The 23,926-nt window shown below is 67.0% G+C and carries 23 protein-coding genes; 15 read left to right on the top strand and 8 right to left on the bottom strand.

The genetic code is table 11. The annotated features are described in order from the left end of the window. The first annotated feature begins 5 nt into the window (after window positions 1-5). The 3 genes from HTY51_RS04950 to HTY51_RS04960 all read left to right on the top strand — a co-directional run bounded on the left by HTY51_RS04950 (window position 6) and on the right by HTY51_RS04960 (window position 5,092). Window positions 6-3,806, top strand: a complete 3,801-nt coding sequence (locus HTY51_RS04950) for a fibronectin type III domain-containing protein (protein ID WP_174251691.1) — start codon at window positions 6-8, stop codon at window positions 3,804-3,806. 102 nt (window positions 3,807-3,908) lie between these two features. Then, window positions 3,909-4,304 (top strand): hypothetical protein, encoded by a 396-nt coding sequence (locus HTY51_RS04955; protein WP_174251692.1) that lies wholly within the window; start codon window positions 3,909-3,911, stop codon window positions 4,302-4,304. A gap of 83 nt (window positions 4,305-4,387) precedes the next feature. Next, the gene (locus HTY51_RS04960; protein WP_174251693.1) at window positions 4,388-5,092 is read left to right on the top strand and encodes a hypothetical protein; all 705 of its coding nucleotides are present in this window, start codon (window positions 4,388-4,390) and stop codon (window positions 5,090-5,092) included. Window positions 5,093-5,196: 104 nt separating this feature from the next. Here the strand turns inward: HTY51_RS04960 and HTY51_RS04965 are convergent, their stop codons facing one another. Together HTY51_RS04965 and HTY51_RS04970 are read right to left on the bottom strand one after the other, a co-directional pair. Then, window positions 5,197-6,015 (bottom strand): alpha/beta fold hydrolase, encoded by an 819-nt coding sequence (locus tag HTY51_RS04965; protein WP_174251694.1) that lies wholly within the window; start codon window positions 6,013-6,015, stop codon window positions 5,197-5,199. Between the two features lie 88 nt (window positions 6,016-6,103). Beyond that, window positions 6,104-7,405: an O-acetylhomoserine aminocarboxypropyltransferase gene (locus tag HTY51_RS04970; protein ID WP_174251695.1), complete on the bottom strand. Its 1,302-nt coding sequence runs from the start codon at window positions 7,403-7,405 to the stop codon at window positions 6,104-6,106. A 127-nt stretch (window positions 7,406-7,532) separates the two neighbouring features. On the opposite strand from HTY51_RS04970, the gene HTY51_RS04975 reads away from it, so the two are divergent. Next, window positions 7,533-7,991, top strand: a complete 459-nt coding sequence (locus HTY51_RS04975) for a CBS domain-containing protein (protein WP_174251696.1) — start codon at window positions 7,533-7,535, stop codon at window positions 7,989-7,991. A 1-nt stretch (window position 7,992) separates the two neighbouring features. Here HTY51_RS04975 and HTY51_RS04980 read toward each other — a convergent pair whose 3' ends face one another. After that, window positions 7,993-9,213 carry a polyhydroxyalkanoate depolymerase gene (locus HTY51_RS04980; RefSeq protein ID WP_174251697.1) on the bottom strand — a complete coding sequence of 407 codons (1,221 nt, stop codon included), beginning with the start codon at window positions 9,211-9,213 and terminating at the stop codon, window positions 7,993-7,995. Window positions 9,214-9,342: 129 nt separating this feature from the next. Here HTY51_RS04980 and HTY51_RS04985 point away from each other — a divergent pair, with 129 nt between their 5' ends. Beyond that, the gene (locus HTY51_RS04985) at window positions 9,343-10,008 is read left to right on the top strand and encodes a glutathione S-transferase family protein (protein WP_174251698.1); all 666 of its coding nucleotides are present in this window, start codon (window positions 9,343-9,345) and stop codon (window positions 10,006-10,008) included. A 172-nt stretch (window positions 10,009-10,180) separates the two neighbouring features. Here the strand turns inward: HTY51_RS04985 and HTY51_RS04990 are convergent, their stop codons facing one another. After that, window positions 10,181-10,603: a cupin domain-containing protein gene (locus HTY51_RS04990; protein ID WP_174251699.1), complete on the bottom strand. Its 423-nt coding sequence runs from the start codon at window positions 10,601-10,603 to the stop codon at window positions 10,181-10,183. 89 nt (window positions 10,604-10,692) lie between these two features. Here HTY51_RS04990 and aroC point away from each other — a divergent pair, with 89 nt between their 5' ends. Genes aroC through HTY51_RS05010 form a run of 4 tightly spaced genes read left to right on the top strand, consistent with a single transcriptional unit; the run spans window position 10,693 to window position 13,952 of the window. Further along, window positions 10,693-11,787 carry a chorismate synthase gene (aroC, locus tag HTY51_RS04995; protein ID WP_174251700.1) on the top strand — a complete coding sequence of 365 codons (1,095 nt, stop codon included), beginning with the start codon at window positions 10,693-10,695 and terminating at the stop codon, window positions 11,785-11,787. A gap of 3 nt (window positions 11,788-11,790) precedes the next feature. Next, window positions 11,791-12,540, top strand: coding sequence for a class II aldolase/adducin family protein (locus HTY51_RS05000; RefSeq protein ID WP_174251701.1), 750 nt, complete (start codon window positions 11,791-11,793; stop codon window positions 12,538-12,540). Window positions 12,541-12,563: 23 nt separating this feature from the next. Further along, window positions 12,564-12,755, top strand: a complete 192-nt coding sequence (locus HTY51_RS05005; protein WP_174251702.1) for a 4-oxalocrotonate tautomerase — start codon at window positions 12,564-12,566, stop codon at window positions 12,753-12,755. A gap of 12 nt (window positions 12,756-12,767) precedes the next feature. Then, window positions 12,768-13,952: an MFS transporter gene (locus tag HTY51_RS05010; RefSeq protein ID WP_174251703.1), complete on the top strand. Its 1,185-nt coding sequence runs from the start codon at window positions 12,768-12,770 to the stop codon at window positions 13,950-13,952. On the opposite strand, the gene HTY51_RS05015 is transcribed toward HTY51_RS05010, so the two are convergent. Together HTY51_RS05015 and HTY51_RS05020 are read right to left on the bottom strand one after the other, a co-directional pair. Then, entirely contained in the window at window positions 13,949-14,542 is a 594-nt protein-coding gene (locus tag HTY51_RS05015) for a nitroreductase (RefSeq protein ID WP_174251704.1), read from the bottom strand. The genes HTY51_RS05010 and HTY51_RS05015 overlap by 4 nt on opposite strands. Before the next feature lie 5 nt (window positions 14,543-14,547). Next, window positions 14,548-15,834 carry an amidase gene (locus HTY51_RS05020; RefSeq protein WP_174251705.1) on the bottom strand — a complete coding sequence of 429 codons (1,287 nt, stop codon included), beginning with the start codon at window positions 15,832-15,834 and terminating at the stop codon, window positions 14,548-14,550. A 98-nt stretch (window positions 15,835-15,932) separates the two neighbouring features. On the opposite strand from HTY51_RS05020, the gene aroQ reads away from it, so the two are divergent. The 6 genes from aroQ to HTY51_RS05050 all read left to right on the top strand — a co-directional run bounded on the left by aroQ (window position 15,933) and on the right by HTY51_RS05050 (window position 20,424). Next, entirely contained in the window at window positions 15,933-16,388 is a 456-nt protein-coding gene (aroQ, locus tag HTY51_RS05025; protein WP_174251706.1) for a type II 3-dehydroquinate dehydratase, read from the top strand. After that, window positions 16,388-17,761, top strand: coding sequence for a tRNA 5-hydroxyuridine modification protein YegQ (gene yegQ, locus HTY51_RS05030; RefSeq protein WP_174254174.1), 1,374 nt, complete (start codon window positions 16,388-16,390; stop codon window positions 17,759-17,761). The genes aroQ and yegQ overlap by 1 nt, the downstream gene beginning before the upstream one ends. 13 nt (window positions 17,762-17,774) lie before the next feature. Next, complete coding sequence (gene arfB, locus HTY51_RS05035) at window positions 17,775-18,200, top strand: alternative ribosome rescue aminoacyl-tRNA hydrolase ArfB (protein ID WP_174251707.1); 426 nt, start codon at window positions 17,775-17,777, stop codon at window positions 18,198-18,200. A 119-nt stretch (window positions 18,201-18,319) separates the two neighbouring features. After that, window positions 18,320-19,057: a hypothetical protein gene (locus HTY51_RS05040; protein ID WP_174251708.1), complete on the top strand. Its 738-nt coding sequence runs from the start codon at window positions 18,320-18,322 to the stop codon at window positions 19,055-19,057. Window positions 19,058-19,125: 68 nt separating this feature from the next. Continuing rightward, a complete protein-coding gene (locus HTY51_RS05045) occupies window positions 19,126-19,791 on the top strand; it encodes a DsbA family oxidoreductase (RefSeq protein WP_174251709.1) in 666 nt (221 codons plus the stop codon). A gap of 99 nt (window positions 19,792-19,890) precedes the next feature. After that, complete coding sequence (locus HTY51_RS05050; RefSeq protein ID WP_174251710.1) at window positions 19,891-20,424, top strand: DUF2937 family protein; 534 nt, start codon at window positions 19,891-19,893, stop codon at window positions 20,422-20,424. On the opposite strand, the gene HTY51_RS05055 is transcribed toward HTY51_RS05050, so the two are convergent. Next, window positions 20,421-21,332: a transglutaminase family protein gene (locus HTY51_RS05055; RefSeq protein ID WP_174251711.1), complete on the bottom strand. Its 912-nt coding sequence runs from the start codon at window positions 21,330-21,332 to the stop codon at window positions 20,421-20,423. The genes HTY51_RS05050 and HTY51_RS05055 overlap by 4 nt on opposite strands. A gap of 10 nt (window positions 21,333-21,342) precedes the next feature. Beyond that, a complete protein-coding gene (locus HTY51_RS05060; protein WP_174251712.1) occupies window positions 21,343-23,907 on the bottom strand; it encodes a circularly permuted type 2 ATP-grasp protein in 2,565 nt (854 codons plus the stop codon). Window positions 23,908-23,926 lie beyond the last annotated feature (19 nt).

The following is a 23,926-nucleotide window of genomic DNA, read 5'->3' on the forward strand; positions in this document are numbered from 1 at the left end:
ACACCATGCGTTTTTTCACCATCGCCGCCCTGGCCCTGCTGCTGCAGGGCACGGTCCTGGCGCAGGGCAGCGCGCCCGGCCGGGTCGAGTACGTGCGTTTCCTGCAGGCCGCCGAGACCCGCAAGCTGCTGGGCCTGGGCGGCAACCGCCTCTACGTGGTCCGCAAGAATGGCCAGGTCGACGTGCTCGACGCCGGCCCCTCCGGCCAGGTGCTGCTCAGTCTGCAGGCCAGGGACGCCGAGGGCCGGGCCCTGCTGGGCCAGCCCGAAGCGGTGGCCGTCAGCGAGGACACCGTCTACGTGGTGGACAGCGCCGAGAGCCGTGTCGTGATGTACGGCCTGGACGGCAAATACAAGGGCCGTTTCGGCGGCCGCGGCAGTGAGGGCGGCCTGTCCTCGCCGCAGGGCATCGCTTTTGCCGGCGGCATCGTTTATGTGGCCGACACCGGCAACAGCCGCATCCAGATGTACGGTGACAACGGCGTCTTCCTCTCCACCCTGCCGATCGACAGCGCGCCCGCCAACAAGGGCCTGGAAGACAGGAAGGTGCCCTACAAGCTGGAAAAACCGGCCGCCGTGGTCGTGGACCCGCAGGGCCGGATCTACGTGCTCGACGCGGCCGGCGGCCTGTTCAGCGACCGCTCGCAGGTCAAGGTCTATGCCCAGGACGGCAGCCACCTGCGCCTGCTGCCCAAGAACGGCAAGCCGGTGGCGCTGCAGATGGCGCATGACGGCGTTTTCGTCGCCGACGCGGAAGGCTATGCCATCCAGAAATACGACGCCGAGGGGCGCATGGTCTCGTATTTCGGTTCGCGCGGTGACGGCCGCGCCCAGTTCCAGAGCCTGAGCGGCCTGGCGCTGGTCGGCGCCGACGTCTACGTGGGCGATCAGGCGCGCGGGCTCGTGCACCACTTCCGCGCCGGTGCCGCGCCGGCGGCGCAACTCACGCCCAGGCAGACGGCCGTGCCTTATGTGCGCTGGCAGCAGAGCCTGAAGGTGGCTGCCGGTCGCATGGCCTGGGACGGCAAGGACACGCTGGTCGCCGTGGCGCGCGACAAACCGGCCCTGCTGCGCCTGAAGGACGGCGCCGCCCAGGAGATGCCGCTCAAGGATCTGAGCCCTACCGCCCTGGCCTTCGACAAGGGCGGTGCCCTGTGGGTGCTGGAGCGCAACCGCGGCCGCCTGCACAAGCTGGACGCGGCCGGCAACCCGGCATTGACCGTGGGCAGCAGCGGCAGCCGCAACGGCCAGCTCGACGAGCCGGGCGACTTCGTCATCGCCAGCGACGGCAGCCTCTACGTGGCCGACAGCGGCAACGGCCGCATCCAGGGCTTCAGCGCCGACGGGGTGTTCTTCAAGCTGATCAACAAGGGTACGAGCGAGGCGCTGCGCCGTCCGGTGGCGCTGGCCATCGATGCGCAGGACCAGCTCTACGTGCTCGATACCGGCCGCAATGCCATCACCGTCTATTCCCCGGCCGGCGAGCCGCTGCGCGAGTTCGGCAACGACCCGGCGCGCGAGACCGAGAAGCTCAGCCGCCCGGTGGCCCTGCTGGCCATGCAGGAGGAGCTGTTCGTGCTCGACAGCGACCGTGTGCGTGTCTACAGCTTCGAGGGCAGCCTGCTGCGCAGTTTTGCGGCGCCCGGCAGCGAGAACGGCGAACTCTCCGAAGCCGATGCTCTGGCCGCGCGCGATGCCAGCAGTTTCTACATCGCCGAGCGCGGTGGCCCGCGCCTGCAGCTGTTCAGCACGCAGTACAAACCGCGCGCGCCGCAGCAGCTGGCCGCGCAGCCGGCGGTGCACGCCGTGGAACTGCGCTGGGCCGCTTCCCCGCTGGCCTATGTGAGCCAGTACCACGTCTACCGCGCAGCCAGTGCCGCCGGGCCCTTTGTGCGCATCGGCAGCAGCCCGGGCGCGCAGTACACGGATGCCCAGCTCAGGCCCGAGGAGACCTTCCACTACCGCGTGGCGGCCGCCACGGCCAGTGGCCAGGAAGGCCTGGCCGGAGCGGCCGTGAGCGGCGCGGCGCTCAAGTACACGCCGCCGCCACTGCAGGAGATCAAGGCCGAGGCCACCACGGCACGCGTGCGCCTCAGCTGGAAGGCGCTGGACGCGAAGCTGGTGACCGGCTATGTGGTCTACCAGAAGGAGGGCGAGAAGTTCAGCAAGCTGGCCGAGACCACCACGCCCGAGTTCCAGCGCGACAACCTCAACCCCGGAACGGCCTACACCTTCTGGCTGGCCGCGCGCAGCGTGGACGGCGTGGAGTCCGAGAAGCAGGCCGTGTCGGCCAGCACCCAGGCCGACAACCGCGCCCCGCTGGAGATCGACGCCACCCATCTGCACAACGTCTTCTCCAACAGCTACAAGCTCTACGAGAAGGACGGCGTGGGCACCATCAAGCTGAGCAACAACACGCGTTCGACCATGAACGACATCAAGGTCAGCTTCGTGCTCAACAACTTCATGGACTTCCCCACCGAGCAGCGCATCGCGGAGCTGGCGCCGGGCGCCAGCCGCGAGGTCGTGCTCAAGGCCGTCTTCAACAACAACATCCTCACGCTGACCGAGGACACCCCCGTGCAGGCCAAGCTGGAGGCCAGCTACTTCGAGAACGGCCAGCCCCGGGTCTACAGCCAGATCAAGACCATCAACATCTATGACAAGCACCGCATGGGCTGGGACGAGCGCGGCCGTTATGCCGCCTTCGTCACGCCCAAGGATCCGCTGCTGATCAACTTCTCGCGCGCCGTCGCCTCCGAATTCGGCGCCAACAAGGAACCGACCCAACTGGCCGCGGCGCTCTTCAACACCCTGGGCGCCCTGGGCGTGACCTATGTGCAGGACCCGATCAACCCCTACCAGGTGACGTCCAACAAGGTCGACTACGTGGACTACATCCAGTACCCGCGCGAGACCATCCAGCGCCGCTCGGGTGACTGCGACGACCTGGTGGCCCTGTACTCGGCCGCGCTCGAGAGCCTGGGCATCCCCACCCGTGTGCTGCTGGTGCCGGGCCACATGCTCATGATGCTGGCCACCGGGGTGGAGGCGCCGTCCGATGGTTACACCATGGACAATATGTACGTGGCGCACGAAGGCATGCTGTGGATCCCGGTAGAGGCCACGCTGGTGGGCAAGTCCTTCATCAAGGCCTGGGAAACGGGGGCGGCCACCTATTACCGCGAAAAGGGCAAGGACGGTTTTGCCATCTTCGACGTGCACGAGGCCTGGGAGAAGTTCAAGCCCGCCGGCCTGCCCGACGATCCCTGGCGTGCGCCGGTGGTCACTCGCGAGGTGATCGAGCGCAACTTCCCCGGTGACCTGCTCTCGGTGCTCAAGATCAGCTCGCAGACGATGACGCGCCGTTACCTGCAGGCCATCCAGCAGAACCCGGCCGACATGGACGCGCATTTGCAGACCGGCATCATCCTGGCCCGCCAGGGCGACCGCGCCGAGGCGCGCAAGTACTTCCGCAAGGTCGTGGACGGTCAGCCGCGCAACGCCGCTGCCCTCAACAACCTGGGCAATCTGCACATGCTGGACTCCCAGTACGCCGAGGCCCAGAAGTTCTACGCCGACGCCGCCAAGGCCGACCCCAGGGATGCGGAGATCCTGGTCAACCTGGCCCTGGCCTACAAGGCCGTGAAGAATGTGGACAAGGCCAAGGCGGCGTTTGCCCAGGCGCAGAAGGTGGACCCGGCCATGGCCGGCAAGTACAAGGCCCTGGGCCTGGAGCTGATGAATGCCCTGTCCTCCACCCCCAAGGCCAAACCGGCGCCGGCGGCTCCGCGTGAGAAAAAATAGACAAACGGGCGTGTGCGTGTCGCCAGCGGACTTGATTTCGGGCGGCTGGCTCGCATACTCGCTCATGACGGCGAGCGCGCCCTGAACATCCGGAGTCCTGCCATGAAAAAGCTCATCACCATCCTGCTTGCCTTTGCTGCGGCCACCGCCTTTGCCCAGAGCGGCAGCCAGGGTGATTCCTGGACCGGCTTCTGGGAGCGGCTGCGCATGAAGATCGAGCAGATGACACCGCAGAAGAAGCTGGGCAGCACCACCGCCGTGGGTGGCGTGCGCGGCTCGGCCGTCGAAGCCAGCGACGTCTACTGGAAGGGCGAGGCCAAGCCCCAGTCCATCGATGCCGAGGAACTGGCCGCCTTCCAGAAGGCCATGGGCCTGGTCGAAGGCGAGCAGAAGGACCAGGCGCAGGCCGCCATTGCCGAGTTCATCAGGACCTATCCCGACAGCGTTCTCAAGGCCGATGCCGACCAGATCATGGCGCGGCTGATGGCCGGCAAGTAAGCAGGAACAGGGGCGTGATCCGGGAGGACTCTCGCCTGGGACCGGACTGGAGACCGCAGGACGGCGGCCGTCCTGCACACTGCATGGACAGCAAAAAACAGGGAGGACACATGCTCAAGAACAAGTACGCCATTTTCATCTGCGCTGCGGCCTTGATGGGGTCCATGCTGCAGGCCCATGCGCAAAGGATGTACCGGTGTGGAAACGCCTACCAGGACCGGCCTTGCGAAGGCGCGCAGCCGCCGGGCAAGGAGCTTCGGGACTTCAGCGGATCGGCCGCCCCTGCCAACCGGCCGGTCGCAGACCCGCAATGCGCGCGACTGGGTGAAGAGGCCGTGAAGATCGTCTGGGCGAGGGAGAGCGGCGCAACGAGGGAGCAGCAGATCGCTGCGAACGCGCAAAACCAGCAGTTGATCGACAGCGTCTACTACAAGCGCGGGTCCGCGCCCGAAATCCGGACGGCGATAGAGGCCGAATGCATGGCTGAGAAGCAACGTCAGGCGGCTGCCTTGGCTGCTGCGGCGGCTGGCGCCCAGGGAATCCCTGCGGTTCCTCCGCCGTCATCCCAGGGGCCGTCTGCAAACGACATCAGTCGCTTCCAGCAGCGCCAGGACGAGGAGATCGCTGCGAATCAGGAGGCCTTCAAGAAGACGCGCTGTGCTGACCTGAGCCGCCAGGCTGAGAACCTGCGCCGCCAGGAGCGAGCAGGGGGCAGCTCCGGCGCCATGAGCAGGCTGCACGAGTTGCGCACCAATCTCGAGGCGACCCGTCGGCGGGAGGGTTGCTGAACGCCCGTTGGCGTTGCAGCACATCCCGGAGGTCAGCGTCTCCCCGTCGTTCCATCGCGTCCCTCCTGTTTTTGTAGGGGCCGGATCGGTTTCTCAGGGGGTAGTCAGGGCCCGAGAAAACCCCTGATTGCAGCCAGCGTCTCGTCCGGGGTTTCCGTCATCTGGTGGTGGCCCACGGGCAGGCTGAGCACCTCCACCTTTTTCCCGCTCTCGCGTGCTTTGGCGATCAGGCCCTGTGCCGCTTTCGGCATCGTCATCTGGTCCATGCTGCCCAGCAGGAAAAGCACCGGGCAGCTGATCTGCGTCACGGCCTGTTCGCCATTTGCATAACGGTCGCAGGCCTGGAAACCGCGGTGAAACACGTTCACGGCCCGGTTGCTGGCCAGCACGCGCCGGCCCAGGGCCATGCTGGCGCCATAGACCCAGGTGCCCGGCCCGAGTGCAGAGGGCGGGGCGGCCAGGGTGCTGCGTGAAAAGACGTTGATCATCTTCAGCGCCTTCTCCGGCTCGTTCAGCGAGGCGTCCAGCAGGGCCTGCGAGACCTTCATGGGATAGGCCGTGCCCACCAGCACAAGATGGCTGATGCGTTCCTTCAGGCGTGCGGCAGTTTCCAGGGCGATCAGCGAACCCCAGCTGTGGCCGACCAGGGCGGCGCGCTGCAGGCCGGCGGCGTCAAGCAAGGCGGCGATGAAGTTGGCCGCTTCCTCTACCGAGGCCGGGGCCTCGCCCGCGCTGCGGCAGTGGCCGGGCAGGTCCACGGCCAGCACGTTCCAGCCGTGATGGGCCAGGTAGCGGCTTTGCAGTATCCAGACGCTGTGGTCATTGAGCACGCCGTGGATCATCACGACCGTGGGTTTGGCCGGGTCGAAGGCCTTGCCGCCGGTGTAGCAGTAGGTCCTGGCGCCGTTGACGATCAGTTCCATTCAGGCCTCCCGCCGGGCCGCCCCAAGGGAGGCCTGCGCCCCCTCGGGGGGCAGTGAATACACGAAGTGATGAACGTGGGGGCTCATGTCATGCACCTGCCTTTTCTGCGGCCTTGAGGGCCCGCTTGAGGTCCTCGATCAGGTCGTCCGGGTCCTCCAGGCCGATGGACAGGCGGATCGTGCCCTGCGTGATACCGGCACCGGCCAGCGCCTCGTCGCTCATGCGGAAGTGGGTGGTGGAAGCCGGGTGGATCACCAGGCTGCGGCAGTCGCCCACATTGGCCAGGTGGCTGAAGAGCTTGAGGGCCTCGATGAAGGCCTTGCCCTGTTCACGGTTGCCCCGGATGTCGAAGCTGAACACCGAACCCGCGCCGCGCGGCAGCAGCTTCCTGGCCAGCGCATGGCTGGGGTGGCTCTCCAGCAAGGGGTGTCCCACGCGCGAGACGAAGGGCTGGCTGGCCAGGAAAGCCACCACCTTCTCCGTGTTGCTCATGTGGCGCGCCATGCGCAGCGGCAGGGTCTCGATACCCTGCAGGATCAGCCAGGCCGTGTGCGGGCTCATGCAGGCGCCGAAGTCGCGCAGGCCCTCGCGCCGTGCGCGCAGCAGGAAGGCGCCGATGGTCGACTCCTCGGTGAAGACCATGTTGTGGAAACCCTCGTAGGGCTGGCTCAACTCGGCAAATTTCCCGGACCGGTCCCAGTCGAAGCAACCGCCGTCCACCACCACGCCACCGATCACCGTGCCATGGCCGCTGAGGAACTTGGTAGCTGAGTGGTAGACCAGGTCGGCGCCGTGCTCGAAGGGCTTGATCAGCCAGGGCGAGGTGAGGGTGGAGTCCACCAGCAGCGGCACGCCGGCCTCGTGGGCAATGGCGCTCACGGCCGGGATGTCCAGCACGTCCAGGCCCGGGTTGCCCACGGTCTCGCCAAAGAAGAGCCTGGTGTTGGGGCGTACGGCGGCACGCCAGCCGTCCAGGTCGCCCGGTTTCACGAAGGTGGTTTCAATGCCGAAGCGGCGCAGGGTGTAGTGCAGCAGGTTCTGCGAGCCGCCGTACAGGGCGGTGGAGGCCACGATGTGCGAGCCCGCACCCATCAGCGTGGCCACGCTCAGGTGCAGCGCCGCCTGGCCGCTGGCCACGGCGATGGCGCCGATGCCACCTTCCAGGGCCGCCATGCGTTGTTCGAAAACCGCATTGGTCGGGTTGCTGATGCGGCTGTAGACGTGGCCGGCACGCTCCAGATTGAACAGCGCCGCGGCGTGGTCGCTCGATTCGAAGACGAAGGAGGTGGTGAGGTGGATGGGCACCGCGCGTGCCCCCGTGGTCGGGTCGGGTGCGGCACCGGCGTGCAGCGCCAGGGTGTCGAAGCCGGGGTCGGAATAGCCGGGCATGGGTGTCTCCGTCTGGTGTTTACCCGGAGTCGGGGCTAGGCCAGTCACCTACCCTCTTGACCCAACGCCGGTTTAAGACTTATTGTGGGCTATATTCGACTCAAACAAGCGTCACGAGGAGCACACCATGAAAGTCAGCGACATCCTGCGCGTCAAGGGCAACACCCTGTATACCGTGACCCCCGAGGAAACGCTGGCCAAGGCGCTGGACCTCATGGCCGAGAAGGACATCGGTTCCCTGGTGGTCATGGACCGTGGCGACCTGGTGGGCATGCTCACCTTCCGCGAGGTGATCCAGCAGGTGGTGAAGAACAAGGGCAGCGTGGGCGCCAGCAACGTGCGCACGGCCATGGACAGCGCCCCCCTGACCTGCGACGTGGAGACTGAGCTCGACGATGTGCGCCGCATGATGCTGGAGCGCCATGCGCGCTACATGCCCATCATGGACCAGAAGATGCTGATGGGCGTGATCAGCTTCTATGACGTCGCCAAGGCCGTGGTGGACAGCCAGGACTTCGAGAACAAGATGCTCAAGGCCTATATCCGCGACTGGCCGCAGGACGACGTGCCCGAGTCCAAGTTCTAAGCTAGCCCAGGCTGGCGTGGATCATCTCGCGCACGCGCGGGTAGATCTGCTGGTTCCACTTGCGGCCGCTGAAGACGCCGTAGTGCCCCACCCCGGTCTGGACGTGGTGGGTCTTCATGTAGGGGCGGATGCCGGTGCACAGGTCCTGCGCTGCCACCGTCTGCCCGATCGAGCAGATATCGTCCCGCTCGCCTTCCACCGTCATCAAGGCCGTGCGCCGGATGGCCCTGGGGTTGACCAGGCGGCCCCGGTACATGAGCTTGCCCAGCGCCAGGTCGTAGGTCTGGAACACCTTTTCCACGGTCTCCAGGTAGAACTCGGCGGGCAGGTCGTTCACCGCCAGGTACTCCTCGTAGAACAGGCGCACGGCGTTGGCCTTCTCGATGTCGCCGTCCACCAGGTGCCGGTACAGGTCCTGGAAGGACTTCTTGTGGCGCTCCAGGTTCATGCTCAGGAAGGCGCTGAGCTGCACGAAACCCGGGTAGACCCGCCGCATGTAGCCGGCATGGGGCAGGGGTACGTGGCTGATGAGGTTTTTCTCGAACCAGTCTATGGGTTGGCTGGTGGCCAGCTGGTTGACCCCCGTGGGGTTGACGCGGCAGTCCACCGGGCCGGCCATCAGCGTCAGGCTGCGCGGCTGGGCCGGGTTGTTGTCTTCGGCCATCAGGGCCGTGGCTGCCAGCGCGGCCACGCAGGGCTGGCAGACGGCCACCACATGGCTGCCCGGGCCGATGGCCTCCACGAAGCGGATCATGTGCTCGATGTAGTCGTCCAGGCCGAAGGGGCCGTGGCGCAGTGACACGTCGCGCGCGTTGTGCCAGTCGGTGATGTAGACGTCGTGGTCCTGCAGCAGGGTGCGCACGGTTTCGCGTAGCAGCGTGGCGAAATGGCCCGACAACGGTGCCACCAGCAGCACGGGCGGCTGGTAGGGCAGGTCGGCCGGGCTTTCCTTTTTGAAGCGCAGCAGGGTGCCGAAGGGGGTGCGCAGCACGCTTTCTTCGGTCACGGCCAGCTTGCGCTCGCCCACCAAAACCGATGTGATGCCGTAGGCCGGGCGCGTGTGGGTCAGGCGCAGGCGCGAAAACACCTCCATCGAGGCCGCGAGCTTGCGCAGCAGGCTGCCCTCGGTCCGGGGCAGCCAGAAGCTGGCGCCGCCGCTCTGGGCCAGCAGGCGCAGCGGCGACATCAGGTCCGATTGGGTCTGGTAGGCCTGGTAGAGCATGGTGCTTCCTGACGCAAGATGGGGCATTTCGGAGGACGCAAGTTACGGGCCAGCTGAATACGCAGAAGCCGCCCGAGCTGGCACAAGCCTTGCGGGGTTTCCTGCACTTTCCGTGTTGAGGAGTGCGCCATGGCCACAGCCATCCTGACGATCAGCAGCAAGAACTACGGCGCCTGGGCCCTGCGCGGCTGGCTTTTGGCCAGGCTGGCCGGCCTGGAGTTCAAGGAAAAGGTGATCCCGCCCGACGATCCGGCCATGAAGGCCGAGATGCTGCTGCTGGCGCCCAGCATGCTGGTTCCCATGCTGGAGCACGAGGGCGTCAAGGTCTGGGACACCCTGGCCATTGCGGAATACCTGCACGAAATCAAGCCCAAGGCCAAACTCCTGCCCACCGACATCAAGGCCCGCGCGCATTGCCGCGCGGTGTGCGGCGAGATGCATTCGGGGTTTGCATCGCTGCGCGCTGCGCTGCCCATGAACATCAAGGCGCATTTTCCGGGCTTCAAGATCTGGTCGCGCGCGCAGGCCGACGTGGACCGCGTGCTTGCGATCTGGCGCGAGTGCCTGAAGACCTACGGCGGGCCCTACCTCTTCGGCAAACAGCCGGGCATGGCCGACGCCATGTACGCGCCGGTGGTGACGCGCTTCCTGAGCTACGACGTCGCGCTGGACAAGGCCTGCACGGCCTACTGCAAGCACATCATGGCGCTGCCCGCCATGCAGGAGTGGGTGGCCGCCGCCAAGACCGAACCCGACGAAATCGACGAGCTCGACGAGCTCGACGCTGAATTTTGATGCACCCCCGAGGCGCTGCGCGCCCGGTGCACACAGCCTGAGGCTGTGGCTCTTCGGTCTGTCCAAGCCTGCGCAGGCAGGCTTGGAGCCGCAGCCTTCAGCCCCTCAAGGGGGCGCAGCCAGCGGCCTGGCGAAGCCAGTTCCGCGGCTGCCCCGCGAGTTCACTTCGAGGCTATTTCCAGGGTGTGGGGTCGGGGATGGGGCAGACCGGCTCCACGTCCACCGACTTGAAATCGGCGGGCGAGACGATTTCCAGGTACTCCATGTCGGGCGAGTAGTCGAACAGATAGTGGCGTATGCCCGGGCGCTGGTGCACCACGTCGCCGGCCTCCACCAGGGTTTCCTTGTCCTCGTACATGAAGCGGGCCCAGCCCTTGATCATGATGACGATCTGGAAATCTGCCTCATGGCGGTGCCAGCCCGTGCCTTTTTCTGGTGCCATGTTCGCCTTGACCAGGTGCGCAATCACCTTGCCGTGGGTGGCGTCGGCGATGCCCAGGTCGCGGTACAGAAAGAAATCGCGCAGGCCGCCCGAGACGAAAGCGGTGTCGCCGGGTTTGATGTGCGAGAACTTGGTCGCGGTGCGGTCCAACATGCGGTCCTCCTGTAGACAAGGAATGGTGCGGTGCAGCATGCATATTCCGTTCCAGAGGCCTTGCCGTTCGTCGGGGATAATCAAAGCCCATGAGCGGCAACACCTTCGGACATCTCTTCACCGTCACCAACTTCGGTGAATCCCACGGCCCGGCCATAGGCTGCGTGATCGACGGCTGCCCGCCCGGCATGTCACTCAGCGAAGCCGACATCCAGCCCGACCTGGACCGTCGCCGCCCCGGTACTTCCAAGTTTGTCACCCAGCGCAACGAGCCCGATGCGGTGGAGATCATCTCCGGCGTCTACGAGGGAAAGACCACCGGCACGCCCATCTGCCTGCTCATCAGGAACACCGACCAGCGCAGCAAGGACTACGGGCAGATCCTGCAGACCTTCCGCCCTGGCCACGCCGACTACAGCTACTGGCGCAAATACGGCATCCGCGACCCGCGTGGCGGCGGCCGTTCCTCGGCCCGCCTGACCGCGCCCATGGTGGCCGCCGGCGCCGTGGCCAAGAAGTGGCTGAAGGAAAAATTCGGCACCGGGTTCCGCGGCTGCATGACACAGATCGGCGAAATCGCCATCCCCTTCGAGTCCTGGGAGCACGTGCCGAACAACCCTTTCTTCGCCCCGGTGGCCGACGTGTCGGCGCTGGAGAGTTATATGGAGGCGCTGCGCAAATCGGGCGACTCCTGCGGCGCGCGCCTGCGTGTGACGGCCACCAACATGCCCGTGGGCCTGGGCGAACCCCTGTTCGACAAGCTCGACGCCGACATTGCCTACGCCATGATGGGCATCAATGCCGTCAAGGGCGTGGAGATCGGTTACGGTTTTGCCAGCGTGAGCGACAAGGGCAGCACGCATGGCGACGCGCTCACGCCGGAAGGCTTCAAGGGCAACAAGGCCGGCGGCGTGCTGGGTGGCATCAGCACCGGGCAGGACCTGGAAGTCTCCATCGCCATCAAGCCCACCAGCTCCATCCTCATCCCGCGCGAGTCGATCGACACGGCGGGCCACAGCACCGAAGTCATCACCAAGGGCCGCCATGACCCCTGCGTGGGCATCCGCGCCACGCCGATTGCCGAGGCCATGCTGGCCCTGGTGGTGATGGATCACGCGTTGCGGCATCGCGCACAGTGCGGCGATGTGGTGTTGCCGATCGATCCCATTCCCGGTTCCATTTAAACCATGTCTGCTGCGCGGATGACCGAGGCCGAACGCGCCACGCGCGTCGATCTGGCCGCAGCCTACCGCCTGGCCGCCCTGAACGGCTGGGACGACACCATCTACACCCACATCTCCGCGGCCGTGCCGGGCGAGGAGGGGGTGTATCTCATCAATCCCTACGGCCTGCTGTTCGAGGAGGTCTGCGCCTCCAACCTCGTCAAGGTCAATACGCGTGCCGAAAAGCTCGATGACTCGCCCTATAGCGTGAACCCCACGGGTTTTGCCATCCACGGCGCCATCCATGCAGCGCGCGCCAGCGCACGCTGCGTGCTGCACCTGCATACCGAATGGGGCCTGGCCCTGGCCATGGTGCCCGGCGGCCTGCTGCCCACCACCCAGCACGCCATGCGCCTGTTCCATCGCCTGGGCCGCCACGCCTACGAGGGCCTGGCCCTCAGCGATGCCGAGGGGCAGCGCCTGGTGCAGAACCTCGGTCAACTCGACGGCCTGATCCTGGAGAATCACGGCACCCTGACCGTGGGCCGCACCGTGGCCGAGGCCTATATGCTCATGCACCACCTGGAGCGCGCCGCACGGGCCCAGCTGCGCGCCATGGCCGCCACCGGTGGCCAGGTGCTGACGGCAAACGATGAAGTGGCTGCACGTACCTATGCCCAGTGGGTTGGTGACGGCAGCGAACGCGACGGCGACGCCGAATGGCCGGCCCTGCTGCGCAAGCTCGACAAGATCGATCCCTCGTACAAGAACTGAACTGTTAACCAAGGAGTCCAACCATGCCCACCATCCGCGTCGACATGTTCGAAGGCCGTACGCCCGAGCAGAAGCGTGAATTCGTCAAGGCCCTCACCGAGGCCACCGTCAAGGCCCTGGGCACTTCGCCCGATGCCGTGGACGTGATCCTCACCGACATCAAGAAATCGGACTGGGCCACGGGCGGCGTGCTCTGGAGCGAGCAGAAGAAATAAGGGGCGCTCCCCGTGCCGAGCGTGCGCCGCCACCTGCTGCCTTTCTCGGCCCTGTCGGCGAGCTATTTCGCGCACATCGGCTTCTTCAACCCCTACTTGCCGCTGTGGCTCAAGGACCGGGGTTACAGCCTGCTGGTCATCAGCCTCTTGACGGCGGTGCCCGCGGTTACGCGCCTGGTCGGGCCCTATGCCTGGGGCGCCCTGAGCGACCACACGGGTGAGCGCGTCAAGCTGCTGCGGTATGCGGCCACCACCGCGCTGATCATGTCGCTGGGCCTGTGGGTAGAGGCCGGCGTGGCCTGGCTGGCCGGGGTGCTGTTCCTCATGTTCCTGCACACCAGTGCCATGATGCCCATGAGCGAGGCGGCCATGGCGCATCTGGTGAGTGCCGGCGGCGCCTTCGATGCCAGGCGCTACGGCCGGGTGCGGCTATGGGGTTCGCTGGGTTTCCTGGTCACCGTGTTCACGGCCGGTGCCTGGTTCGAGCACTACGGCATGGGCCACTTCCCGGCCTGGACCGTGGTCTCCATGGCCCTGGTGGTGGCGTGCGTCTGGTGGCTGCCCGACCTCAAGGAAGAGCTGCACCCGCATGAGCAGAAGCGCCCGCTGCTGCCCATCCTGCGCCAGCGGCCGGTGCAGTGGTTTTTCGCCTCGGCTTTTTTCCATGTGCTGGCGCACATGGGTGTCTACATCTACTTCTCGCTGCACCTCGACGCGCTGGGTTACAGCAAGACCGTGATCGGCCTGATGTGGGGCATTTCGGTGGTGGTGGAGATCGTCTGGTTCTACACGCAGAGCCGCTGGCTGCCGCTGCTCAGCCTGAGCGGCTGGCTGCTGCTGTGCGCTGCGCTCACGGTGCTGCGCATGGGCCTGACGGCTGGCGGTGCGGCCTTGTGGCCGGTGCTGCTGCTGGCGCAGTGCCTGCACGCCTTCACCTTTGCCGCGCACCATGCGGTTTGCATCGCGCTGCTTTCACACCATTTCCCCGGCAGCCTGCGCGGGCGCGGCCAGGCGCTGTACACCGTGTTGGCCTATGGCGTGCCCGGTGTGCTGGGCGGGCTGGTGGGGGGCCTGCTGACAACCCGTTGGGGCCTGGCCAGTGTGTTCTGGGCCGGCCTGCTCTGCAGTGCGCTGGCCACGCTCTGTGCGTGGCGGGTCTGGCGCCACTTGCATGGCCCGCACCACGCCGTCCGCTAGCCAGGTTTCCAGGCCGAGAGCAGCGGCGCTGAGGCCTCGTCCTTCTCGCGCGGCTCCAGCCCGCGTGTGGGCGTGCCGATGCAGGTGAAACCCACCAGCTGTTCGCCTTCCTCGCAGAAGGCCTGTACCAGCGCCGGGTGCTGGCATTTGCGTCCGCTCAGGATCTTGGCCCCGAAGCCCTGGCTGTGCAGGGCGTTCATGAAATTGCCCATGGCGGCCCCCACGCAGATCCACTGCTCGTGCGGCGGGACTTTTTCCACGTTCGAATCTATGCGCGCCACCCAGGCCACCAGTACCGGGCCGTTCCAGGCGCGTTCGCGTTCGGTGGCCACCTCTTCCTCGCTCTTGCCGGCGTCGCGCGCGAACTGCTCGAACAGCGCGGCCAGTGCCGGGCGCTGGGCTTCCTCTATGGTCACCAGGCGCCAGGGCTGCAGGCGGCCGTGGTTGGGCGCGCGCAGCGCGGCCTGCACCGCCAGCGCCAGCTGTTGCGCGTCGGGTCCGGGGGCCACCATCCAGCGCGGGCCCAGTGAGTGGCGGCTCAGCAGGGCGGCCAGGGCCGGGGGCAGGGCGGTTTGCAGGCGATCGTTCATGCCGCTCAGTACCTCAGGCGTTCGTGGATGCGCTGCGCCGCGGCCAGCAGCTTGTGGTCTTCGCCCATGCGCCCGACCAGTTGCAGGCCCACGGGCAGTCCCCTGGCGTTCCGGGTCAAGGGCAGGTGCACGGCCGGCAGGCCCAGCAGCGACCAGCTGCGGCAGAACAGGGGGTCGCCGGTGGCCGCCAGGCCGGCCGGTGCCGCGCCCATGGTGCTGGGTGTGAGCAGCACGTCGTGCCGCTCGAACAGGGCGTCGATGCGCAGGCGCCACTCGGCCGTGCGCTGCAGGTTGGCCGCGTGCGCGGCGCCGTCCATGCTGATGCCCGCGTCCAGCAGGGCCACCAGCTGGGGGCTCAGCGCCTCGCGGTGGCGCAGGCGCTCGAAGCTCAGTGAACGCGCCATCTCGAAGGTCATCACGTCTTTCTGCAGCTGCATCAGTTCGCCGAAGTCCTGCGGCACGGTGACGTCCTGGCAGCTGTCGCTGTTGCGGGCCAGTGCCTGGGTGGCCTGTTCCCAGGCCTTCTGGGTATCGGCGTCGGCCTGTGGCCAGGAGGGCGAGGGGCACAGGCCGATGCGCAGCGTGCCGTGTTCGTGGGCTTCGAGCAGGCGCAGGTCGCCGGTGAGCACGGCGCCCAGCAGGGCCACGTCGCGCACGCCCTGGCCGAAGCCGCCGATCACGTCCATCGCGGGCGAGAGGCTTTTTACACCAGCGCCCACCACACGGCCCAGGCTGGGCTTGTAACCCACCACGCCGCAGTAGGCGGCAGGGCGGATGATGGAGCCGGCCGTCTGCGTGCCCAGGGCCAGCGGCACCATGTGGTCGGCCACGGCGGCGGCCGAGCCGCTGGAGGAGCCGCCCGGCGTGTGCAGGGCGTTGTGCGGATTGACCGTGGGGCCGGGGGCGAAGTAGGCGAATTCGGTGGTCACGGTCTTGCCTAGCACCACGGCGCCGGCCTCGCGGCATAGCGTCACGCTGGCGGCGTCGGCCGCGGGGCGGTGGTGGGCGTAGACCGCCGAGCCGTAGGCCGTGGGCAGGTCTGTGGTGTCGAAGATGTCCTTCACGCCCAGGGGCAGGCCGTGCAGCGGGCCGCGCACAGGGCCGTTGTCCAGCGCGCGGGCTTGAGCCAGGGCGGCGACGGCGTCGATGTGCACGAAGGCATGGATGTCGTCATTGCGTGCGGCCACGCGTTCCAGGCAGGCCCGCACCAGGTCTTCGGCCTTGAGTTCGCGCCGCGCCAGCAGGGTGGCGGCCTGGGCGGCGCCGAGTTCATGCAGCTTGGGGGTGGTCATGGCGGTCTTCCTCGTGATTCTTGTTGTCGAATGGTAGCCGAGCCATGAACACTATTCCCAATGGCACAATTCCAGAAACCGGCACCCAGGAAATTTGCATGAAAACCGTCCTCATCCTCAACGGCCCCAACCTCAACCTGCTCGGCACGCGCGAGCCGGCCGTTTATGGCGCCCAGACCCTGGCCGATGTGCAGGAACTGTGCGAACGCGCCAGCGCCGCCAACGGCCTCAAGCTGGATTTCCGCCAGAGCAACCACGAGGGCGAGCTGATCGACTGGATCCACGAGGCCGGCCGCCAGCAGGCTGCGGGCAAGCTGCTGGGCGTCATCCTCAACGCCGGGGCCTATACGCACACCAGCATCGCCCTGCACGACGCCATCAAGGGCGCCGGTGTGACGCTGATCGAGCTGCACATCAGCAATGTGCATGCGCGCGAAGAGTTCCGCCACAAGTCCTGGATCTCGCCCGTGGCCAAGGCCGTGATGGCCGGCTTCGGTGTCAACGGCTATGCGCTGGCCATCGCCGGCCTGGTGCAGTTGGCCGAGAAGAAATGATGGCACGCAAGGCGCCCGAGCTGCTGGCTCCGGCCGGGTCACTGGCCATGCTGGAGACTGCCTTTGCCTTCGGGGCCGATGCCATCTACGCTGGCCAGCCGCGTTATTCGCTGCGCGTGCGCAACAACGACTTCGGTGACATCGAGGTGCTGAAGCGCGGCATCGACCGCGCGCACGAACTGGGGCGCAAGTTCTTCCTGGTGTCCAACATCTTTCCGCACGGCAACAAGGTCAAGCATTACGTGGCCAACATGGCGCCGGTGATCGCACTGAAACCCGACGCCATGATCATGTCCGACCCCGGCCTCATCATGCTGGTGCGCGAGACCTGGCCGGAGATGGATATCCACCTCTCGGTGCAGGCCAACACCGTCAACTCGGCGGCGGTGAAATTCTGGAACAAGGTGGGCGTCAAGCGCATCATCCTCTCGCGCGAACTCTCGCTGGACCAGGTCGAGCAGATCCGCCAGGACTGCCCGGACAGCGAGCTCGAAGTCTTCGTGCACGGCGCGCTGTGCATCGCCTACTCGGGCCGCTGCCTGCTCTCGGGGTATTTCAACCACCGCGACGCCAACCAGGGCAGTTGCACCAATGCCTGCCGCTGGGACTACAAGACTCACGCCGCGCAGGTGGACGCCAGCGGCGACGTGCTCTCGCCCCCGCGTGCCACAGGCCACAGCTGCGGCCAGGGCGAGACGCTGCCCAGCGAGGCGCGTGATTCCATTTCCTACCTGCTGGAGGAAAGCAAGCGCCCTGGCGAGTTCATGCCCATCGAGGAAGACGAGCACGGCACCTACGTGATGAACTCCAAGGACCTGCGCGCCATCGAGCACATCCAGCGCCTGGTCGAAATCGGCGTCGATTCGCTCAAGATCGAGGGCCGCACCAAGAGCCCCTATTACGTGGCGCGCACGGTGCAGAGCTACCGCCAGGGTATCGATGACGCAGCCGCCGGCCGCGGCCTGGACCCGGCTCTGCTGGGCCAGCTCGAAGGCCTGGCCAACCGCGGCTACACCTCGGGCTTCTACCAGCGCCACACGCCGCAGGAAACGCAGAACTACCTGAAGGGCTATTCCGAATCGGGCCGCAGCCAGTACGTGGGTGATGTGGTCGCTTTTGATGCCGCGCGCGGCCTGGCCCAGGTGCGTGTGCGCAACAAGTTTTCTGTCGGCGACCGGCTCGAACTGATCCAGCCGACCGGCAATGTCGACTACGACATCAGCCGCATGGAGAACGCCGAAGGTCAGCCCGTGGACGTGGCCCCCGGCGACGGCCACACCGTCTGGCTGTCGCTGCCGGCCAGCGCTGTCGGCGCCTTTGTCGCCCGCTACGTGAACCTGAACGCTGGCGTGCCGGAGACAGCCGCCGCCTGAGGCGGCGCCCGCCATGTCCCAGCCCGCGCTGCTGCAGGTCGACGAGTCCGAGGTGCAGATCAGCGCGATCCGCGCCCAGGGGGCGGGCGGCCAGAACGTCAACAAGGTGTCCAGCGCCATCCACCTGCGCTTCGACATCCCCGCCTCGTCATTGCCCGAGGACGTCAAGGAGCGCCTGCTAGCCCTGCGTGACAGCCGCATCACCCAGGACGGTGTGCTGGTCCTCAAGGCCCAGCAGCACCGCAGCCAGGACCTGAACCGGCTCGACGCTTTTTCCCGCCTGCACGAACTGGTCAACAGCGTGGCCCGGGCCCCCAGGACGCGCCGTGCCACCAAACCCACTTACGGCTCGCGCCAGCGGCGGCTGGAGGGCAAGAGCCAGCGCTCCGAGACCAAGGCGCAGCGCGGTCGGGTCCGGGGCAATTCGGACGCGCATTAAGCGCACGTAACCACTGCCCCCGGCTGGTGGTGTCTATTTGCATGACCCTTTTGGGGGATGGCACAGGCTGACGGGCTCACCAATAATGCCCCTTGCTGTCACCTTCCAACTACATCTCCATGGTTCTCCTGCTCTTCATTTTTGCGTTTCTCTTCTTCGCTTTCATTGCCCCACTCCAGACCACCGTCGGCCTGGCCGCCTCTTTTCTGCTGGTCGTGATCACCGTGCGCCTGACGGCCCGCGAGGTGTCAGGGGCGCCGGCCAGTTGGGGTGATGCCCTGCGGGCCATATGTTTGTCTTTTCTGTTTGTGCTGCTGGCCGGTGTCCTGGTGTTCAAGTTCTCCAGCGTCACCGGGATACGTCATTTCAGTGGTCTGGGCGTTGTTCTGCTGCTGGGGGTATTCCTGCTGGCTTATGTCCTGGGCCTCAAGCTCAGCCTGGGGATTTCGCTGGGAGCCAGTTTCCTGGTGGCCTTGCTGGCCGCCGTGATCTCGACGGGGGTGGTATGGGTCCTGCGCGCGCCTGCACGAGCAGCCGATCCCATCGCCAAGCTGTCCTCTGAGCACATCCGGCGGTCCGCCGCGGACCATGTGAACCGCAAGATGATGCCTATCCTGGCGCAGGAATTTCCCCGTCTCACGGCGCAGTGTCCGGTCGGGGATGCCGACCTTGGCGTCCAGTTCAAGCTGACAGCCGTGATGCAGGCGGACGGTCGCCTGTCGCAGGTGGCGGTGCACCCCCGGACCCCGCATTCGGCCTGTGTGGCGGATCACATCGAACGCATGCCTACATGGCCTGCCCCCGATTGCCGCTGCATCCTGCATGTGGCGCTGAATTTCTCGCCGAGCCGGAAGTAGTGCCTGTTGGCACCGGGGCCACGCGCCCCGCGCCAGCGTGGTTTTTCAAGATCCCCTAGCATTCACCCATGACTACCTCCCTCCAAATTGATTTCGTCTCCGACATCGCCTGCCCCTGGTGTGCCGTCGGCCTGGGTGGCCTGGAACAGGCGCTGGAGCAGCTGCTGGGCCAGGTCGATGCCCACATCAGCTTCCAGCCCTTCGAGCTGAACCCGGCCATGGGCCCCGAAGGCCAGGACATGACCGAGCACCTGACGCAGAAGTACGGCTCCACGCCCGAACAGCAGGCACAGATCCGCGAGACCATCAGGGCACGCGGTGCGGCCGTGGGTTTCAGCTTCAAGCCTGAAGGGCGCGGGCGCATCTGGAACACCTTCGATGCGCATCGTTTGCTGCACTGGGCGGGCGAGCAGGGCCCCGACAAGCAGTACGCGCTGAAGAAAGAACTGCTCATGGCCTACCACGGCCGTGCCGAAAACGTGTCCGATGCCGAGGTGCTGGTGCGTGCCTGCGGCACGGTGGGCCTGGACGAGGCCCGCGCCCGCGAGATCCTGGGCGGTGACGAGTACGCCCTGGCCGTGCGCGAGAACGAGTTGCAGTGGCAGCAGGCCGGCATCAGCTCGGTGCCTGCCGTCATCGTGAACCGCCAGTACCTGATCTCGGGCGGCCAGCCGGCGGCGGCGTACGCGGACGCCCTGCGCCGCATCGCCAGTGACGTCGCCCAGACGACCTGAGCGGGGTGGACGCCGGCCAAACTGCAAGCGTTTGTTTCGGCCGCCTTTTGGTCGGTTGGCTTTGGTTTAATGTCGGGAATACGTCCCCGGAGAAAAACCATGTCGGTCCTGCTGCGTTACGTGATGATCGTGGTCGCCTGCATCTGCCTGCTGGCAGGCATGCAATTGCCCCACCTGGCCGACCAGTACGCCAAGCGCGTCGACGCCACGCTGCGCGAAGTCACCCTGAACTTCCAGCCCTTCCTGATCATCGCCAACCAGCATACGGCGGGCAATGTCGAGGCGCTGATCGCCATGCACCGGCAGAGCAATGTGGCCGCCTTCAAGGCCGAGGGCGACGCCATCGAGCGCATGTACCAGCGCAAGCTGCGCTTCGAGGGGGAGGCCAAGGCGCTGAAGACCCATCTGCCGGGCCGCCTGTGGCATGTGGCCTTCCGCGCCGACGCGGACCTGCGCGAGCAGACCCTGATCCAGTACAACGCCACCGTGCCGCTGACGCAGGACGCGCTGATCACCGGCGGCGTGGTGGCGCTGCTCATGTTGCTGCTGCTGGAAGCCGCCATGGCCGGAGGGCGTCGCCTGCAGGCCGTGCTGACGCGCCAGATCAACCACCGCTGGCGCGGCGCTGCCTAACGCTCCTCTGCAACAGGCTCCACCGTCACGGCCACTGCCAGGGTGTGCTTGCCGCCGCCGTGGATGACCCCGCGGATGGGTGACACGTCCGCGTAGTCGCGGCCCGTGGCCACGGTCACGTAGTCCTCGCCGGGTGTGCCCCAGCCGTGCCGGTCATTGGTCGGGTCCAGGTCGTACCAGCCCTGGCCTTCCTGGGCGCCGGGCAGGTCCGGCAGGAAGATCGATACCCAGGCATGCGAGGCGTCGCTGCCCACCAGGCGCGGCTGGCCGGGCGCGGGCTGGGTCAGCAGATAACCGCTCACATAACGTGCCGCCAGGCCCAGGCTGCGCAGGCAGCCCAGCATGATGTGGGCGAAGTCCTGGCACACGCCCTTGCGCTGGGCCAGTGCTTCGAGTGGCGGCGTGTTGACCTCGGTGCTGGCGGTTTCATACGTGAAGTCCGTATGGATGCGTTGCATCAGGTCGCGCGCGCCGGCCAGGGCCGACACGCCGGGGCCGAAACTCGGGCGTGCATAGGCCGCAAATTCATCATGGCGCGGCGCGCGCGCGGAGGGAAAACTGAATTCGGTCGCCGCGCTCCAGGCAGCACCGGTGTGGAAACGAAACTGTTCGCGCAGTGTTTCCCAGACGATGCGGCTGTCGACGGCCTGCGGCGCGCGTGTACGCACCTCGCTGATCGCCACCACGCGTAATTGGGTGTGCGGGGTCTGCAGGGAAAAGAAGGCGCGCCGGTTGCCGTAGAGGTCCTCGGCCTGCGTCATCTGGGCCGGTGCCGGCGACACGTCGAGCCGGTGCTGGAGCAGGGTCTGGTGCGCCGTGTCCAGCGGCTGCAGATGGGCCACGTGCTGCGCCGTCTCGACCGCCGGCGTGTAGTCGTACAGGGTTTCGTGCGTGATGCGCAGGTGCATGGGCTTGGGCTCAGGCCCCCAGGCTCTGCCCGGATTCGCCCGTGTGCGTGAAGTAGCGCAGGCTGATCTCGTCGGAGACCCGCCAGGAGGCCTCGTTGCATTGCGTCAGCAGTTCGGCCAGCTGGGGCAGGATGCCGTCCTCGCGCGCCTGGCACAAGGCCTGCAGGTCCCAGCGCTCGGGGTCGGGCACCATCTGGGCCAGGGCATCCATTTCGCCGGCCGGGCAACCGGCCAGCTTGGCCAGGCGGCCGCGCAGGGTCTGCACCACCCAGCCCAGCGAGCGCGGGTTGTCGCGGTCCAGCACCAGCAGGTCCAGCAGGGCGGGGACTTCACGGCTTTGCTGGTACTGGGCGTGGAAGGTAATGGTGCTGTCGAAGAGGGCGATCAGCGCCTCGAAGCCGCCGTCGTCATGGACCGCGCCGCTTTCGAAGCTGCCGGCCAGGGCTGGTGCCAGGAAACACAGGCGCTCGATCTGGCGGCCGATGGACAGCAGGCGCCAGCCGTCGTCGCGTGTCATGCGGTCGGTCTGGGCGCCGGTGATGGCGGCCAGGTGGCTGCTGGCCGCTTCCAGCGCGCGCAGGGCTTCCACCGCGGAGTAGTCACCCTGGGCCGCCTGCTCGGCGCAGCATTGCGTCATCTCGGCCTCGGCACGGGTGATGATGTTCCATTGCTCCTGCGAGAGCCGCTCGCGCACGGCTGCAGCGGCCAGCTTGAGCGCGCGCAGGGTGTAGCCCACGCTGGTGGCCATGTCATGGCTGCCCAGGCTGGCGATCAGCGAGCGTTCGAACACACGGCGCGCCTGCTGGGCGGTGGGCACGTCCGGCAGCACCAGGGTGTTGCGGACTGCCAGCTCGCTGAGCCAGCTCAGCAGGGCGGGTGAGCAGGGGTCCTGCCCGTTCAGGCTGTCCAGGGTGAGGCGGGCCAGCCGGATGTTGTTCTCGGTGCGCTCGGTGTAACGGCCCAGCCAGTAGAGGTTCTCGGCGGCCCGGCTGGTGACCAGGCGCTTGCGTTGCGTGAGGATGGGCGTGGCATGGTGCGTCGACAGCAGGGTGGTGCGGTCCACCTCGCCGTGGGTCATGACCCAGGTGTCGGCGCTGCTGCCGCCGCGCTGCATCGATGCCATGCCCGCGCTGGCGTTCACCAGCCGGGCCAGGCCGCCGGGCAGCACACGCCAGGACTGCGGGCCGTCGGCGATGGCAAACACGCGCAGCATGACCGAACGCGGCACGATGCGCTCGTCCTGCCAGGTCGGCATCTGCGAGGGAGGCAGGTAACTCTGCACCGTGTGCAGGTCACCCGCGCGCAGGATGCGGCCGGCCCATTCGTCCAGCCCGCTGCGTGTCAGGGTGCGGCCGAGCACGGCCTCGAAACCACCGGCCGCGCCGGGGTAGGTGGGCTTGATCACGCACTCGCCCAGGCGCGGCAGCACGTCTTCCATGCCGGCGCGTTCGCCACACCACCAGGTGGGCAGGGCCGGCAGGGACAGCTCCTCGCCCAGCAGATGTTTGGCCAGGGCCGGCAGGAAACCCAGCAGCGCGCTCGACTCCAGAAAGGCCGAGCCCGGCGCATTGGCCACCAGCACGTTGCCGGCGCGGATGGCCTGCAGCAGGCCGGGCACGCCCAGGGTGGAGTCGGGGCGCAGTTCCAGCGGGTCCAGGAATTCGTCGTCCAGGCGCTTGAGCAGGCCGTGCACCGGCTCCAGGCCGCGCAGGGTCTTGAGGTAGAGCTTCTGGTCGCGCACGGTCAGGTCGCTGCCCTCGACCAGGGTCAGGCCCAGGTAACGCGCCAGGTAGGCATGTTCGAAATAGGTTTCGTTGTAGGGGCCGGGCGTGAGCAGGGCGATGTGCGAATCGGCACCGGCCGGGCTCATCTGCTTGAGCGACTCGATCAGTGCGCGGTAGGTGGCGGCCAGGCGCTGGATGTGCATGCCCTCGAAGGCCGGCGCGAACTGGCGCGAGATCGAGATGCGGTTTTCCAGCAGATAACCCAGGCCCGAGGGCGCCTGGGTGCGCTGCGAGATCACCCACCAGTTGCCATCAGGCCCGCGCGCCAGGTCGAAGGCGGCGATGTGCAGGTGTGTGCCGCCCACGGGGGCCACACCATGCATGGGGCGCAGGTAACCGGGGTGGCCCTGCACCAGGGCCGGCGGCAGCAGGCCGGCCTTGAGCAGTTCCTGAGGGCCGTAGACATCGGCCATCACGCGTTCGAGTACACGCACGCGCTGCAGCACGCCGGCCTCGATCTGCGACCAGCTCTCGGGTGTCACGATCAGCGGGAACAGGTCCAGCGACCAGGGCCGTTGCGGGCCGCTGGCGTCGCTGTACACGTTGTAGCTGACGCCGTTGTCGCGGATCTGGCGCGCCAGGCTGTGGGCGCGGTGGTTCAGGTCGGCGAAGCCTTCGTGGCCCAGCTGCTCGAAGAAGGTTGACCAGGCCAGGGCCGCCTGCTGGCCCGACAGGCCGCCGCGCAATTCATCGTAATGGCCGCTGCTGGCCGGTGGCGCCAGGGCCGCCGCCCGCTGGGCTGGCGAGGGTGGGGTGGCGGCGTCGAAGAGGTCGGGGTTGGCGTGATCCACTGTGACGGTATTGTTACAT

Origin of the sequence: Rhodoferax sp. BAB1 (assembly GCF_013334205.1) — a bacterium.
Classification (GTDB): domain Bacteria; phylum Pseudomonadota; class Gammaproteobacteria; order Burkholderiales; family Burkholderiaceae_C; genus Hylemonella.

Coding starts and splice junctions, on each gene's coding strand:
- HTY51_RS04950 (WP_174251691.1), top strand. CDS start 6: ATGCGTTTTTTCACCATCGCCGCCCTGGCCCTGCTGCTGCAGGGCACG.
- HTY51_RS04955 (WP_174251692.1), top strand. CDS start 3,909: ATGAAAAAGCTCATCACCATCCTGCTTGCCTTTGCTGCGGCCACCGCC.
- HTY51_RS04960 (WP_174251693.1), top strand. CDS start 4,388: ATGGACAGCAAAAAACAGGGAGGACACATGCTCAAGAACAAGTACGCC.
- HTY51_RS04965 (WP_174251694.1), bottom strand. CDS start 6,015: ATGGAACTGATCGTCAACGGCGCCAGGACCTACTGCTACACCGGCGGC.
- HTY51_RS04970 (WP_174251695.1), bottom strand. CDS start 7,405: ATGCCCGGCTATTCCGACCCCGGCTTCGACACCCTGGCGCTGCACGCC.
- HTY51_RS04975 (WP_174251696.1), top strand. CDS start 7,533: ATGAAAGTCAGCGACATCCTGCGCGTCAAGGGCAACACCCTGTATACC.
- HTY51_RS04980 (WP_174251697.1), bottom strand. CDS start 9,213: ATGCTCTACCAGGCCTACCAGACCCAATCGGACCTGATGTCGCCGCTG.
- HTY51_RS04985 (WP_174251698.1), top strand. CDS start 9,343: ATGGCCACAGCCATCCTGACGATCAGCAGCAAGAACTACGGCGCCTGG.
- HTY51_RS04990 (WP_174251699.1), bottom strand. CDS start 10,603: ATGTTGGACCGCACCGCGACCAAGTTCTCGCACATCAAACCCGGCGAC.
- aroC (WP_174251700.1), top strand. CDS start 10,693: ATGAGCGGCAACACCTTCGGACATCTCTTCACCGTCACCAACTTCGGT.
- HTY51_RS05000 (WP_174251701.1), top strand. CDS start 11,791: ATGTCTGCTGCGCGGATGACCGAGGCCGAACGCGCCACGCGCGTCGAT.
- HTY51_RS05005 (WP_174251702.1), top strand. CDS start 12,564: ATGCCCACCATCCGCGTCGACATGTTCGAAGGCCGTACGCCCGAGCAG.
- HTY51_RS05015 (WP_174251704.1), bottom strand. CDS start 14,542: ATGAACGATCGCCTGCAAACCGCCCTGCCCCCGGCCCTGGCCGCCCTG.
- HTY51_RS05020 (WP_174251705.1), bottom strand. CDS start 15,834: ATGACCACCCCCAAGCTGCATGAACTCGGCGCCGCCCAGGCCGCCACC.
- aroQ (WP_174251706.1), top strand. CDS start 15,933: ATGAAAACCGTCCTCATCCTCAACGGCCCCAACCTCAACCTGCTCGGC.
- yegQ (WP_174254174.1), top strand. CDS start 16,388: ATGGCACGCAAGGCGCCCGAGCTGCTGGCTCCGGCCGGGTCACTGGCC.
- arfB (WP_174251707.1), top strand. CDS start 17,775: ATGTCCCAGCCCGCGCTGCTGCAGGTCGACGAGTCCGAGGTGCAGATC.
- HTY51_RS05040 (WP_174251708.1), top strand. CDS start 18,320: ATGGTTCTCCTGCTCTTCATTTTTGCGTTTCTCTTCTTCGCTTTCATT.
- HTY51_RS05045 (WP_174251709.1), top strand. CDS start 19,126: ATGACTACCTCCCTCCAAATTGATTTCGTCTCCGACATCGCCTGCCCC.
- HTY51_RS05050 (WP_174251710.1), top strand. CDS start 19,891: ATGTCGGTCCTGCTGCGTTACGTGATGATCGTGGTCGCCTGCATCTGC.
- HTY51_RS05055 (WP_174251711.1), bottom strand. CDS start 21,332: ATGCACCTGCGCATCACGCACGAAACCCTGTACGACTACACGCCGGCG.